The sequence below is a fragment of the Actinomadura harenae genome (assembly GCF_003696215.1).
Taxonomy (GTDB): domain Bacteria; phylum Actinomycetota; class Actinomycetes; order Streptosporangiales; family Streptosporangiaceae; genus Spirillospora; species Spirillospora harenae.
The window spans coordinates 56,885-69,484 of sequence record NZ_RFFG01000020.1 but is presented as its reverse complement, the minus strand read 5'-3'; the positions used below and the strand labels follow the sequence as shown (position 1 = coordinate 69,484).

At 73.4% G+C, this 12,600-nt stretch carries 14 protein-coding genes; 9 read left to right on the top strand and 5 right to left on the bottom strand.

All coding sequences use genetic code 11. The features are described from left to right. Window positions 1-57 precede the first annotated feature (57 nt). The 4 genes from EBO15_RS13785 to EBO15_RS13770 all read left to right on the top strand — a co-directional run bounded on the left by EBO15_RS13785 (window position 58) and on the right by EBO15_RS13770 (window position 4,182). Window positions 58-1,116, top strand: coding sequence for an LLM class flavin-dependent oxidoreductase (locus EBO15_RS13785; protein ID WP_122194761.1), 1,059 nt, complete (start codon window positions 58-60; stop codon window positions 1,114-1,116). A gap of 20 nt (window positions 1,117-1,136) precedes the next feature. Next, on the top strand, window positions 1,137-2,642 hold the full coding sequence (locus tag EBO15_RS13780; RefSeq protein WP_122194760.1) for an AMP-binding protein: 1,506 nt from the start codon (window positions 1,137-1,139) through the stop codon (window positions 2,640-2,642). A gap of 110 nt (window positions 2,643-2,752) precedes the next feature. After that, window positions 2,753-3,496, top strand: a complete 744-nt coding sequence (locus EBO15_RS13775) for a FadR/GntR family transcriptional regulator (protein WP_122194759.1) — start codon at window positions 2,753-2,755, stop codon at window positions 3,494-3,496. Continuing rightward, window positions 3,493-4,182 (top strand): sterol desaturase family protein, encoded by a 690-nt coding sequence (locus EBO15_RS13770; protein WP_122194758.1) that lies wholly within the window; start codon window positions 3,493-3,495, stop codon window positions 4,180-4,182. Before EBO15_RS13775 ends, EBO15_RS13770 begins: the two co-directional genes overlap by 4 nt. A 55-nt stretch (window positions 4,183-4,237) precedes the next feature. Here EBO15_RS13770 and EBO15_RS13765 read toward each other — a convergent pair whose 3' ends face one another. After that, entirely contained in the window at window positions 4,238-5,206 is a 969-nt protein-coding gene (locus tag EBO15_RS13765) for a hypothetical protein (protein WP_147481486.1), read from the bottom strand. A 128-nt stretch (window positions 5,207-5,334) separates the two neighbouring features. Further along, a complete protein-coding gene (locus tag EBO15_RS13755) occupies window positions 5,335-6,246 on the bottom strand; it encodes a cyclase family protein (RefSeq protein ID WP_122194802.1) in 912 nt (303 codons plus the stop codon). Between the two features lie 38 nt (window positions 6,247-6,284). Between EBO15_RS13755 and EBO15_RS13750 the strand changes: the two genes are divergently transcribed. Continuing rightward, window positions 6,285-7,460: a serine hydrolase domain-containing protein gene (locus EBO15_RS13750; protein WP_122194755.1), complete on the top strand. Its 1,176-nt coding sequence runs from the start codon at window positions 6,285-6,287 to the stop codon at window positions 7,458-7,460. 5 nt (window positions 7,461-7,465) lie between these two features. Here EBO15_RS13750 and EBO15_RS13745 read toward each other — a convergent pair whose 3' ends face one another. The 3 genes from EBO15_RS13745 to EBO15_RS13735 are packed head-to-tail and all read right to left on the bottom strand — an operon-like array spanning window position 7,466 to window position 9,389. Then, a complete protein-coding gene (locus EBO15_RS13745; protein ID WP_122194754.1) occupies window positions 7,466-8,200 on the bottom strand; it encodes an SDR family NAD(P)-dependent oxidoreductase in 735 nt (244 codons plus the stop codon). After that, window positions 8,200-8,823: a cysteine hydrolase family protein gene (locus EBO15_RS13740; RefSeq protein ID WP_122194753.1), complete on the bottom strand. Its 624-nt coding sequence runs from the start codon at window positions 8,821-8,823 to the stop codon at window positions 8,200-8,202. The genes EBO15_RS13745 and EBO15_RS13740 overlap by 1 nt, the downstream gene beginning before the upstream one ends. A gap of 44 nt (window positions 8,824-8,867) precedes the next feature. Further along, complete coding sequence (locus EBO15_RS13735; RefSeq protein ID WP_158628220.1) at window positions 8,868-9,389, bottom strand: GNAT family N-acetyltransferase; 522 nt, start codon at window positions 9,387-9,389, stop codon at window positions 8,868-8,870. A gap of 34 nt (window positions 9,390-9,423) precedes the next feature. Here EBO15_RS13735 and EBO15_RS13730 point away from each other — a divergent pair, with 34 nt between their 5' ends. From EBO15_RS13730 to EBO15_RS13715, 4 genes are all read left to right on the top strand, one after another. Further along, a complete protein-coding gene (locus tag EBO15_RS13730; RefSeq protein WP_122194751.1) occupies window positions 9,424-10,107 on the top strand; it encodes an endonuclease V in 684 nt (227 codons plus the stop codon). A gap of 69 nt (window positions 10,108-10,176) precedes the next feature. Continuing rightward, a complete protein-coding gene (locus EBO15_RS13725; protein ID WP_122194750.1) occupies window positions 10,177-10,575 on the top strand; it encodes a Zn-ribbon domain-containing OB-fold protein in 399 nt (132 codons plus the stop codon). Further along, window positions 10,572-10,922, top strand: a complete 351-nt coding sequence (locus tag EBO15_RS13720) for a VOC family protein (RefSeq protein WP_122194749.1) — start codon at window positions 10,572-10,574, stop codon at window positions 10,920-10,922. The genes EBO15_RS13725 and EBO15_RS13720 overlap by 4 nt, the downstream gene beginning before the upstream one ends. Before the next feature lie 90 nt (window positions 10,923-11,012). Further along, window positions 11,013-12,599: a class I adenylate-forming enzyme family protein gene (locus EBO15_RS13715; protein ID WP_122194748.1), complete on the top strand. Its 1,587-nt coding sequence runs from the start codon at window positions 11,013-11,015 to the stop codon at window positions 12,597-12,599. The last annotated feature ends 1 nt before the right edge of the window (window position 12,600 follow it).

The window sequence follows — 12,600 nt, the reverse complement described above, 5'->3', positions numbered from 1 at the left end:
GGGCGGGCGCCCGCCCCGCGCGTTGACGAAGGAGCCTGCGACGTGGCTGACCGCCCGATGAAGTTCTCGACCTTCCATCTGTTCCACCAGTTCGCGGGGCAGACCCCGGGCGAGGTGTACGAGTACCAGATCGAGATCGTCGAACTGCTGGAGGAGCTCGGCTTCGACGGGGTGTGGATCGCCGAGCACCACTTCCGGGAGTACGGCACCGTCCCGAACATCTTCACGATGCTGGCGAACCTGGCCGCGCGCACCGAGCGGCTGCGGCTCGGCACCGGCATCGTCGTCCTGCCGCTGCACAACCCGATCCACGTGGCCGAGGAGGCCGCGATGGTGGACCAGCTGTCCGGCGGACGCCTCCAGCTCGGCATCGGACGCGGCTACCAGGCGATCGAGTTCGAGAACTTCGGGCTCGACCTCGCCGAGGCGCGGGACCGGTTCAACGAGGCCCTCGACGTCATCCTCGGCCTCTGGACGCAGGAGAACTACGAGTACAAGGGCCGGTTCTTCGAGACCGAGCACCCGCTGAACCTGATGCCGAAGCCCGTGCAGCGGCCGCACCCGCCGGTGCACGTCGCGGCCGTCAGCCCCGAGACCGTCGAGATGTACGCGGCGCGCGGGCTGCCGATCCTCGCCGACCCGGCCGCGCCGTTCAAGAAGATCGCCAAGGCCGCCGCCACCTGGCACGCGACCGCCGCCGCGCACGGCGTGGACACCGATGACGTGGAGCTGGTCGCGAGCCGGATCGTGTACGCCGCGCCGTCCATCGAGCAGGCCCGCGAGGACCAGGCCCGGTTCGAGGCGGCGTTCGACCGCTCCCGGATCTTCAACCTGCAGAGCGCGCCGATCGACTCGGCCACCGGGCAGGCGGCCAAGGGCTTCGAGTACTACCAGAACCGCTATCTGAAGGGCGGTTCGGTCGACAGCGAGTTCCGCTGGGAGCAGCTCGAGGTGATCGGCGACCCCGAACGCGTCATCGGCCAGATCCAGGCGATCCGGGAGATGGGCTTCGGGCACCTGATGTGCGACTTCGGCTCCACCCGGCCGATGCCGCTTGCGGAGATGAAGAAGGTCCTGAGGTTCTTCGCGGCCGAGGTCATGCCCGCGTTCCGCTGATCCCACCCCCTGGAGGCGCGATGTCCGCAGTACACCGGCTCACCCTCGGAGACGTCCTCGCCGAGCACGCCCGCGGCAGGCCCGCCGGCGCGGCGGTCGTCGACGGCGACGTCCGGCTGACCTATCCGGAACTCGACGACCGGGTCGCGCGGCTCGCCGGGGCCCTCGCCGCGGGCGGCGTGGAGCCGGGCGGGCGGGTGCTGTGGCTCGGCCAGAACTCCTTCCGCGTCCTCGAACTGCTGCTGGCCTGCGGACGGCTCGGCGCGATCTTCTGCCCGGCGAACTGGCGGCAGTCCGCCGACGAGCTCGCGCACGTCCTGGCCGACCTGACCCCGAAGGTCGTCGTGTGGGAGGAGTCCGAGGCCGTCGAGAAGGCGCGCGGGCAGGTCCCGCTCGACGCGCGGTGGCTCCGGTCGGGCGAGGAGTACGAGGCGTTCCTGGCGTCCGGGGACCCCTACCTGCCGGAGGCCGCCGACGGCGGCGCTCCCGTCCTCGCGCTGTACACGGCCGCGTTCGACGGCCGTCCGAACGCGGCGCTGCTCAGCCACACGGCGCTCGTCGCGCACAGCATGGCCCTGCTGCACATGCGGCAGATGGAGGACGGCTTCACGTTCCTGGCCTGCGGCCCGATGTTCCACGTCGGGACGATGATGTTCACGCTCGCGACGTTCCAGCTCGGCGGACGGCTCGTCGTCACGCCCGCGTACGAGCCGGACGAGGTGTGCCGCCTGATCGACGCCGAGCGGTGCACGCAGGCGTTCCTGTTCGGGCCGATGATCGACGGGCTCGTCCAGGCGAACGCGGGCGGGAAGTACGACCTGAGCTCGCTGCGCTTCGTGTCGCACTCCCCCGAGTGGGACGCGATGATCACGGTCGACGACAGCCCGTGGTGCGCGTCCGGGATGGGCGGGTACGGGCAGACCGAGGTCGGCGGGATGCTGACCTTCCTCGGGCTCGGCATGGGCGGCGCCGGGTTCGCCGGACGGCCGTCCCCGCTCGTCCACGTGCGGCTGCTCGACGCCGACGGCAGGGAGGTGCCGCCGGGCGAGGTCGGCGAGATCTGCGCGCGCGGGCACAGCCTGTTCTCCGGCTACTGGAACCGTCCCGAGCTGAACGCCGCGAAGGCGGCGGGCGGCTGGCACCACACCGGTGACCTGGGACGGCGCGAGGCCGACGGCACGCTGACCTTCGTCGGCCCCACGCTGCGGATGATCAAGTCGGCGAACGAGAACATCTACCCCGCCGAGGTCGAGCGCGCGCTGAAGACGCATCCGTCCGTCGCGGACGCGGCCGTCATCGGCGTCCCGGACGAGCGGTTCGGCCAGTCCCCCAAGGCGGTCGTCGTCCTGAAGGACGGCGCGGAGGCGACCGCGGAGCAGATCGTCGAGCACGTCCGGGGCGAGATCGCGTCGTACAAGAAGCCGCGCGAGGTCGTTTTCGTGGAGTCGATCCCGAAGCGCGGCCACACGCCCGACTACGACGCCCTGGACGCCGCGCACGGCGGAGGCGCGTACCCGGGCGCCTGAGCCTCACCTGAGCGCCGGCCGGCGTCCGCGGGGACACCGGCCGGCGTTTCTTCGCATGAAAGTGGTCGGACCAGTTGACGTGCCGACCATCAGATCACCAGAATTCCGGCATGAGCGGTTTCTCCCCCGTCGAGCGGACCTCGGTGGCGTCGGCGGTCTTCGACCAGATCGCGGCCCGGATCCTGGACGGCACGCTGCCCGTCGGCGAACGCCTCCCGGCCGAGCGCGCGCTGACCGAGGAGTTCGGCGTCAACCGGCAGGCGCTGCGCGAGGCGCTCCAGCGGCTCGACCAGCTCGGCCTGGTCGAGATCCGGCACGGGGGCGCGACCCGGGTGCGCGACTTCCGCCGATCCGCCGGGCTCGACGTGCTGCCCCGGCTGTTCCTCGGCGCGGACGGCGGCATCGACGCGACGATCGTCCGGTCGGTGATGGAGATGCGGACGGCGATCGGCGCGGACGCCGCGTCCCTCGCCGCCGGGCGCGCGTCCACCGAGGTCAGGGCCGCGCTCCACGGCGTCCTCGCCGACCTGGACGCCCTCGTCGCGGGCGGTGGCGCGGACGACGCCGCCGGGCTCGCCGCGATCGACGTCCGGTTCTGGGACCTGCTCGTCGAGGCGTCCGGGAACGTCTGCTACCGCCTGTCGCTGAACGTCCTGCGCGACGCCTGCCGCCCGGTCGAGGCGCTGGTCGACCTGCTCATCGTGGACGAGCGGCGCGACGTGCCCGCCCACCGGGACCTGATCGCGGCCGTCGAGGCCGGGGACGGCGAGCGGGCCCGCGCCCGCGCCGCCGCCCTGCTGGACCAGGGCCGCGCAGCCGTGCTGGCCCACTTCTCCGAGGAGGACCGAGCGTGAGCCCCCGACCCGAGACCCCCGGCTGGCTCAAGCCGGGACTGACCCTGACCGGCGCGGCCCGCGAGTTCTTCCGGCATCCGAGCCCGAAGGTGCTCGTCCCGGCGGCCGTGACCGCCGTGGCGGCGCGCGCCGCACTCGGCCGCTGGACGCGCCGGGACGCGGCCGTGGCCGCCGGGATCGTCGCCGGCGAGCCGTTCGTCGAGTGGATCGTCCACGTGGGCGTCCTGCACTGGCGGCCGAGGACCGTGAACGGCCGCCGGATCGACCCGCTGCTCTCCCGCAAGCACCGGGCGCACCACCGCGACCCGCGCGACGCCGAGCTGGTGTTCGTCCCGATGCCGGTGGCCACCCGGGTGATCGCGGGGATCGTCGGCCTCAACACCGCGATCCTGCGCGACCGGCGGCTCGCGATGACCGGTGTCGCGACGTCGCTCACCGCGCTCGCGGCCTACGAGTGGACGCACTTCCTGATCCACTCGTCCTACCGCCCGAAGCACGCGCCCTACCGGGCCGCCTGGCGCAGCCACCGCCTGCACCACTACCGGAACGAGCGCTACTGGTTCGGCGTCGTCACGCCGATCTCGGACCAGGCACTCGGGACGTACCCGGCGAAGGACGACGTCCCGGCCTCCCCGACGGCCAAGACGCTCGGCATCGAGGAGATCGAGGAGCCGCTACCGGCCTGACCGGTGGGGAACGGCGGGCCGCCCGGCGTGGGCGGCCCGCCGTCCCGCTCGGGCGTCAGCGGTGCTGGGCGCCCCGGTAGACGGCCAGCGCGTCCTTCTGCCACTGCGCGCCGCAGGCGTCCCTGCCGCACGAGCCGAAGTAGCTCGCGGTCTGCCAGCCGACGCCGGTGCCGCTGTTGAACCTGATGAGGAACGGGCCGCCGCTGGCTCCGCCGCTCATGCCCTTGCAGTTCGCGAGGTAGATGACGCGCTTGTCGCTGCTGCCGCGCGGCTTGCCGGAGCAGCGCCACGGGTAGTCCCTGTCGCCCGGGATCCCGAGCAGGTTCGTGGAGTAGGAGCCCGGCGAGTAGTTGAACGCCACGCCCTCGGCGCCCGCCGCGTCCTGCACGTGCCTGCCGCTGCGCTTGTTCAGGACGATGAACGCGTTGTCGCCCTTCACCCCGGACGTGGTCACCCAGCCCGCCTTGCGCCAGGTGAACCAGCCGCGCGGAGCCTTGCCCTTGGAGTACGCGGGGGCGAACCGGTAGTTGCCGCCGCCCTCGCCGAACCCGCAGTGCCGCGCGGTCGCGATGGTGTCGTGGTTGTCGGACACCACGACGGTCGCCGAGCACATCCAGGTCTGGCCCTTGAGGCTGAAGTACAGCCGTCCCAGTGCCGGGGGCTGCCGCCACTGCGCGGTGACCTTCCCGGCCTCGCCCTTCGGCAGGACGCCGGAGCGGACGTAGGGCGCGGCCTGCGCGGACGCGTCCGCCGAGGCGCCGCCTCCGGCCGACGCGGCGGCCGTTCCCCGGTACTCCCTGGCGCTCGCGATCCGCTCCTTCGTCCAGAACGCGTCGACCTGCGCGGAGCTCTGCCCGGCATCGACGAACCGGACGTTCGGGGCCGGCGCGGCAAGCGCTGCAGGCGCGGCAGGCGCTGCAGGCGCGGCAGGCGCTGCGGGCGAGGCGGTGGCGGCGGTCCCGGTGAGGGAGACGGACGCGGCGGCGAGCGCCCCGGCCGCGCCGGCCATCACGAGTCTGCGCATCTGGCGTCCTCCTTGCTCTGGGGGATGGGACCTCCGCAAGGCTGTCCACGGACGATCACCCGTTGGTCACTTTTGTGTGGCCATAGAGCGAATATTCAGGCACTGCACAGCCGATCGATAGGACAGGGTCAGAGGACGGCCACGGGGGTGACCGGGCTCGCCGTGCCGCCCTCGATCCGCAGCGGGGCGGCGAGGAACAGGAAGTCCGTCCGGGACGTCTCGGACAGCTCCTCCAGCCACAGCATCTCCAGCAGCGGGATCCCGTGCCGCCAGAGAAGGATCATGTGGAGGTCGTCGGCCAGGCCCTCGTCGGCGAGCTGGCGCTCGTTGAGGCCGCCGATCGCCGCGTTGTCGGACGCGACCGCGCACACGTCGAGCCCGGCGAGCCAGCGGCCCGCGTCCGCGGACAGGCCGGGCTGCCCGCTCCAGTACGCGTCGGGGCCGTCCTCCCAGGTCAGCGGCCATCCGGTGCGGATCACGGCCACGTCCCCGGGACGGACGTCCACCCCGCACGCCTCCAGGTCCTCCGGGGTGACGCGGTCGCCCGCCGCCAGGTGCCGGACGCCGCGCAGGCGCGGGACGTCGAACAGGACGCCGCGCGCGACGACCGGCCCGGCCTTGTCGATGCCGCAGCGTCCGGCACCGTAGGAGCGGACCCGGTTCGCCGGGTGCCCGTTGTACAGCTCGTCGCCCGACCACATGTGGCAGAGGGCGTCCATGTGGGTGGTGGTGCCGTGCGGGGTCACGACGAGCGCGTCGTCGGCCATCCGCAGCCCCGCGCCGATCGCCCTGGTCCCGGCCGCGTAGTCGCCGCCGTCCACGGACATGAAGTGCTGTGGCAGCGGGCGTCCGCGCAGGTGCGGGACCGTCGTCGGCGCGGGCGAGGACGTGGCGCCGCGGATCGGCAGCGACAGGCCCAGCACCCGTCCCTCCCGGACGCAGGACGCGGCGGCCAGGACGGCCTCCGGGGTCAGCAGGTTCAGCGCGCCGCGCTCGTCCGAGGCACCCCAGCGTCCCCAGTTGTTCGGCTCATCGAGCATCATTCGGTTCAGACCCTTCCCGAGGAGAGGACGCCGCCATGACCGCGCAGGGAACCACGGTGCAGGGGCACTGCGATCCGGCCTTCGCCGCCGTCCGGGACGTGTTCGAGCGGAACTTCGCGGAGGGCCGGGAGATCGGCGCGGCCGTCGCGGTCTACTCCGGCGGCCGCAAGGTGGTGGACCTGTGGGGCGGGCTCGCCGACCGCCGCACCGGGCGCCTGTGGCTCGAGCACACGCCCGCGTTCGGCTTCTCCTGCACCAAGGCGCTGACCGCGACGGCCGCCCTGCTGCTCGCCGAGCGCGGCGCGTTCGACTGGGACGCGCCGGTGACCGCCTGGTGGCCCGGGTTCGGCGTCCACGGCAAGGACGCCGCGACCAACGAGCACCTGTTCACGCACCAGGCCGGGCTTCCGGCGTTCGCGCGTCCGGTGACGGCCGAGGAGGCCGCCGACGCCGACGCGCGCGCCGCCGAGCTGGCCGCTCAGGAGCCCGAGTGGAAGCCCGGCACCGCGCACGGCTACCACGCGCTGACCTACGGCTGGCTCGCGGGGAACCTGGTCCGGCACTTCGCCGGGATGCCCGCCGGGGAGTTCGTCAAGAAGGAGTTCGCGGCGGACCTGGACCTGTGGGTCGGGTCGTCGGACGAGGTGATCGAGCGCGCGGCGAGGCTGACGAACGTCCGCGGCGTCCAGAACGAGACCGGGCCGCGCGCGGTGGACGACGAGGCGCGCCTCACCCGCCTCGCCAACGCCTTCCTCGACACCGAAAGCCGCATGAACCGGGGGCTGAACAACCCGAGCCCGGGCAAGGGCGGGTTCAACAACCCGGTCGTGCTGCGCGCGGGCTGGCCGTCGGCCGGGATGGTCGCGACCGCGCGCGCGTTCGGACGGTTCTACGCGAACCTGGTGGCCGGACGGTACGTCCGCCCGGAGACCCTGCGCGAGGGCATCCGGACGCGGGTGCGCGGCGAGGACCTGACGCTCACCGTGGACAGCGCGTTCGGCCGCGGCTTCATGCGTCCGTCGATGACGTTCTTCACGCCGGAGGCGGGCCAGGAATCGGCGTTCGGGCACACCGGCGCGGGCGGCGCGCTCGGCCTCGCGGACGTCGACGCGGACCTCGCCATCGCCTACCTGCCGAACCGCATGGGCGACCAGCTCTCCGGCGACCTGCGCTCGTACCGGCTGGTCGAGGCCGCCTACGCCTCTCTGTAGCCCGGTCACTGCATCGTGATCCCGCCGCTGACCGAGAGGGTCTGGCCGGTGATGTAGGCGGCGCGGTCGGTGCAGAGGAACGCGACGAGGCCCGCGACGTCGGAGGGGCGGCCGATGCGGCGCAGCGGGATCTGCCGGGCGAGCTTGTCCAGCAGGTCCGGGTGCCGCTCGGCCACCTTCCGGACCATGGGCGTGTCGGTCGGTCCCGGGCAGACGACGTTGCTGGTGACGCCGCCGCGCGCGGCCTCGCGGGCGAGGGTCTTGGCGAGTCCGAACAGCCCGGACTTGGTGGCGGCGTAGGCGCCCTCGCCGCCGGATCCGGCGCGCGCGCCGTCGGACGAGACGAACACGAGCCGGCCGTGGCCGCGTTCGGACATCCCGGGCAGCAGGGCGCGGGTGAGCTGCATCGGCGCGCGCAGGTTGATCTTCCACATCAGGTCCCAGTGCGCGGGGTCGCTCTCGGTGAACGGCTCGACGAAGCTGACGCCCGCGTTGTGCACGAGGACGTCCACCGGCCCGACGTGCGCGGTGAACGCGTCGATGGACGCCGAGTCGGCGAGGTCGACGCGGCGGGCGGTGGCGCCGAGCGGCTTCGCGGTCTCGGCGGCGGCCTCCGCGTCGAGGTCGGCGACGACGACGTGCGCGCCGAGGGAGGCGAGGTCGGCGCAGATCGCGCGGCCGATGCCGCCAGCGCCGCCGGTGACGACGGCGACGCGTCCGGTGAGGTCGAGACCGTCCATCAGCCCTCCCAGGCGCGGACCAGGTCGCCGGCGGTGGCGCGCGCGGCGAGCAGCGGGATCGTGTGGGCGAGGACGGCGTCGCCGTACTCGGCGGGCGTCCCGGCGACGGCGTCGGTCACGCAGACGACCCGGTAGCCGAGGTCGACCGCCTCCAGGCACAGGCCGGGGATACCGAGGTTGAGCGACAGCCCGACGGCGACGACCGTGGTGACTCCGAGCGAGCGCAGCGTCATGTCGAGGGACGTCCCGGTGAACGGCGAGAACCCGTGGTACCGGCGGGATTCGAGGTCGGACGGGTCGGACAGCTCGGGCAGCACCTCGATGGCGGCTGTCCCCTCCAGCATGTGCGAGGGGTCCTTGAGCAGGGCGCGCAGGAAGGGCGAGTTGCGCGTGTGGCTGCCCGCGCGGTCGGGACGGAACGCGGCCGTGCACTGCACGACGCGCACCCCGGCGGCGCGGGCGGCCGCCGCGACGCGCGCGGCGTTGGCCGTCACGTCGCGGTCGGCGCAGGTCTTCACCAGGTCGGGGAAGCGGGCCAGGTCGCCGGCGACGCCGCGCTGCATCTCCATGACGAGCAGCGCGGTGTGGCCGGGGGCCGCGAGGTCGGTGAGATCGGTCGGCACCCGGCCAGCCTAAGCGACCTAGCATTTGCTTGGGTAGTCGCGGGTCAGTCTCGACGCTCCGGCCGGGGACGGCTCTGCCCGTACACGTGGACCCGCCGCCCCCGGTACTCGGTGTCGCGCAGATGGCGGTGCCCGATCCGCTCGGCCACGGCGACCGAGCGCTCGTTGCCCGGAAGGATCAGGGAGACCACCTCCTCGGCGTCCAGCACGGTGAAGGAGAAGGCGAGCGCCGCGCGGGCCGCCTCCGACGCGTACCCCTTGCCCCAGTGCCCGCGCGCCAGGCACCAGCCGACTCCGAGGCCGGGGAAGCCGTGCGGGCTCCACGGTCCGGCGCGTCCGACGAACGCCCCGCTGCCCTTCTCGATGAGCGCCCAGTGCGAGTAGCCGCGGATCTCCCGGTGCCCGATGAACATCGCCAGATTGCGCCACACGTCGTCCACGGACCGCCCGACCCCCTCGGCCAGCCCCGCCCCCACCTCCGGGTCCGCCATCATCGCGGCGTAGTCGTCGAAGTCGGCGCCCGTCAGCGGCCTCAGCACCAGCCGCTCCGTCTCCAGTTCGGTCATGGGCCAAGTCTGGGGCGGCGCTACGGTTTCCGCCATGGAGATCACGGTTCCGCACGCCTGGCCGTCCACACCGCAGGAGGCCGAGGCGATCCAGAACGCGTTGCGCGGGCAGGTCGACGCGTCCGGTTCGGTGACTCCGCGCACGGTCGCCGGACTGGACGTCTCGTACGCGGGCGACGGCGGCGGCGTCCACGCGCGGGTCGCGGCGGCGGCCGTCGTGCTGGACGCCGGGACCCTCGACGTCGTGGAGGAGTCGGTCGCGGTCGGCACGTCGGACTTCCCGTACGTCCCGGGCCTGTTCGCGTTCCGCGAGCTGCCGACGCTCATCGAGGCGCTGCGCGGCCTGTCCACGACGCCCGACCTGCTCGTCTGCGACGGCTACGGCCTCGCGCATCCGCGCCGGTTCGGGCTGGCGTGCCACCTCGGGATCATCACCGGCCTGCCCGCGATCGGCGTCGCCAAGACCGCGTTCGTCGGCACGCACGAGCAGCCGGGCGCGAGGCGCGGCGACGGGTCCCCGCTGCTGCTGGACGGCGCGGAGGTCGGCCGCGTCCTGCGCACCCAGGACGGCGTGAAGCCGGTCTTCGTCTCCGTCGGCCACCGCGTCGGCCTGGACGAGGCGTGCCGCCTGGCGCTCGCGCTCGCGCCGCGCTACCGCCTGCCCGAGACGACCCGCCGCGCCGACCGGCTCTCCCGCGACCGCCTCGCGGCCTCGTAGGGAACGCCGGACCCGGGCCGCATTCCGCGCTCTTGTCGCTCAACCAAGCGTGCGCTAGTTTGGGCCGCGATGGACGACCCGCGCCCCGCTCCGACGCCGAGCCCGCCGACCGAGCCCTACTGGGCGGCCTGCCGGCGCGGTGAGCTGGCGCTCCAGCGCTGCGCCGGATGCCGCCGCTTCGTGCACTTCCCCGAACCCCGCTGCCCCTACTGCGGCGGAACGGAGCTCGCGTACGAGGCGGTGTCCGGACACGGCACCGTGCACACGTTCACCGTCGTGCACCGTTCGTTCCTCCCCGGATTCGCGCCGCCCTACACCGTCGCCTGGCTCGACCTCCCCGAGGGCGCGCGCGTCTTCGGGGACGTCACCGGGTGCCCGCCGGAGGACGTCCGGATCGGCATGCCGGTCCGGGTCCGGTTCGCCGACCTGCCCGGGTTCGGGCCGATCCCCCACTGGAGACCCGCATGACCGATCTTCCGCGCCTCGGCAACGTGCTCTACCCCGCGCAGGACGTCGAGCAGGCCGTCGCCTTCTACCGGGACGGGCTCGGCCTCACCCTGAGGTTCCAGGACGGCGGGCGGTACGCCGCGTTCGACGGCGGCGGCGCCACCTTCGCGATCGCCGGGCCCGAGGAGGACGTCACCGGCGGCGCGCCCGCCGCGTCCTTCAAGGTCGAGGACGTCGCGGCGACCGTCGAGCGGCTCACCGCCGCCGGGGCGACGCTCGTCCGCGGCCCCGAGGACGGCCCGCACGAGGTCCGCGCCGTCCTGCGCGACCCGGCCGGGAACCCGTTCGTGCTCTATTCCTCCCGCTGACCGACCGCTTCCGATCCACCGATCGCCTTCCTCGCCTCCCGCCGTCCGTCCGCACCCACCCCCTGCAGCTTGAGCCGAAGGAGCCGAGCCGTGGCGCGAGAGAACAGTCCTTCCACCAGCAGCGACTTCAGCAACTACGCCCACGCCATCCTGACCGCCAACGCCCTCCGCACCCCCGACAAGACCGCGCTGACCTACTGCGGCGAGCAGAGCTTCACCTATGACCAGCTCAACCGGCGGGTCAACCGCGTCGCCCACGCCCTGCTCGCCGCCGGGATCACCCCGGGCGCGCGCGTCGCGTCCCTGATGAACGAGACCCTGCACGTCGCCGAGGTGTACCTCGCGCAGATGAAGATCGGCTCGGTCGTCGCCGCGCTGAACCCGTACTGGCCCGCCGACACCCTCCGGCAGGTCGTCGAGCACTCCGAGTGCACCGCGTTCGTGTACGACGCGACCGTCGAGGGCCTGGTCGAGCAGATCCGTCCCGGGCTGCCGAACGTCAAGCTGTGGCTGCGCGTCGGCGGGGCGGCCGAGGACACCGTCGACGTCGACGCGCTCGCCGCGAACGCGGGCGAGAGCGAACCCCCGCTCGGCGGGTTCGGCGACGACCTGCTCGCGCTGTTCTACACGTCCGGGACGACCGGCCTCCCGAAGGCCGTCATGCACACGCACTTCTCGTCGCTGGCGTCCGCGCAGATCTGGCTGGACGTCGAGCACGGCCCGGACTCGGTCATGGGCACCGGCGCGATCATCTGGGGCATCGGCTTCCCCGCGCTGGTCGGCCCGGCGTTCTACGCGGGCATGACGCTGGTCCTCGAACAGGACTGGGGCCCGGCGAACTTCCTCCGGGTCGTCCCGCGCGAGAAGGTCACGCACGTCTCGCTGATCCCGAGCTTCTTCTCCGCGCTGCTCGGCTCCGACGACCACGAGGGCGTGGACCTCTCCTCGCTGCGGGCGATCGTGCTCGGCGGCGAGCCGCTGCCGCCCGCGCTCCGCGAACGCATCCTGACGCGCGTCCCGGGCGCGGCGATCTACAGCTACTACGGCCAGACCGAGGCCCCCTACACCTGCTTCGGACGGCAGGACGACGGCAGCCAGGACATCTCGTCCGTCGGCCGCGCCCGCACGTCCTGCGCGGTCCGGATCACCGACCCGAACGGGAACCGGGTGCTGGACGAGGTCGGCGAGATCAACCTCGCCGGGCCGAACATGATGGCCGGCTACGACAAGCTGCCCGGCAGGACCGCCGACGTCCTGCGGGACGGCTGGTACGTCGGCGGCGACCTCGGCCGGATGGACGCGGGCGGCTTCGTCCACGTCCTCGGACGCCGCGAGGACGCGATCCTCAAGGGCGGCCAGTGGACCCAGCCCGTCGAGATCGAGGAGGCCGCGATCGAGCTCGACGGCGTCGCCGAGGCGGGCGCGGTCGGGATCCCGGCGCACCCCGAGGGGCAGGACGCGGTCGAGCAGAAGGTGCTGGTCGCGGTCGTCGCGCGCGCGGGGGCGTCGCTCACCGAGGACGCCGTCAAGGCCGCCCTCGCCGCCCGGCTGCCCGCCCACCGGCACCCCGACGCGGTCGTCATCGCCGAGGAGCTCCCGCACACGCAGGACGCGTCCGGCGGCCCCGGCAAGCTGCTGCGCCGCGGCATCCGCGACGCCTACGCCGACCGCGTCTGAG

Excerpts from the sequence above, each read along its gene's own strand:
- EBO15_RS13750 (WP_122194755.1), top strand. The coding sequence starts at position 6,285 with ATGACCGCGCAGGGAACCACGGTGCAGGGGCACTGCGATCCGGCCTTC.
- EBO15_RS13735 (WP_158628220.1), bottom strand. The coding sequence starts at position 9,389 with ATGACCGAACTGGAGACGGAGCGGCTGGTGCTGAGGCCGCTGACGGGC.
- EBO15_RS13730 (WP_122194751.1), top strand. The coding sequence starts at position 9,424 with ATGGAGATCACGGTTCCGCACGCCTGGCCGTCCACACCGCAGGAGGCC.
- EBO15_RS13785 (WP_122194761.1), top strand. The coding sequence starts at position 58 with ATGAAGTTCTCGACCTTCCATCTGTTCCACCAGTTCGCGGGGCAGACC.
- EBO15_RS13720 (WP_122194749.1), top strand. The coding sequence starts at position 10,572 with ATGACCGATCTTCCGCGCCTCGGCAACGTGCTCTACCCCGCGCAGGAC.
- EBO15_RS13745 (WP_122194754.1), bottom strand. The coding sequence starts at position 8,200 with ATGGACGGTCTCGACCTCACCGGACGCGTCGCCGTCGTCACCGGCGGC.
- EBO15_RS13780 (WP_122194760.1), top strand. The coding sequence starts at position 1,137 with ATGTCCGCAGTACACCGGCTCACCCTCGGAGACGTCCTCGCCGAGCAC.
- EBO15_RS13765 (WP_147481486.1), bottom strand. The coding sequence starts at position 5,206 with ATGCGCAGACTCGTGATGGCCGGCGCGGCCGGGGCGCTCGCCGCCGCG.
- EBO15_RS13755 (WP_122194802.1), bottom strand. The coding sequence starts at position 6,246 with ATGCTCGATGAGCCGAACAACTGGGGACGCTGGGGTGCCTCGGACGAG.
- EBO15_RS13725 (WP_122194750.1), top strand. The coding sequence starts at position 10,177 with ATGGACGACCCGCGCCCCGCTCCGACGCCGAGCCCGCCGACCGAGCCC.
- EBO15_RS13775 (WP_122194759.1), top strand. The coding sequence starts at position 2,753 with ATGAGCGGTTTCTCCCCCGTCGAGCGGACCTCGGTGGCGTCGGCGGTC.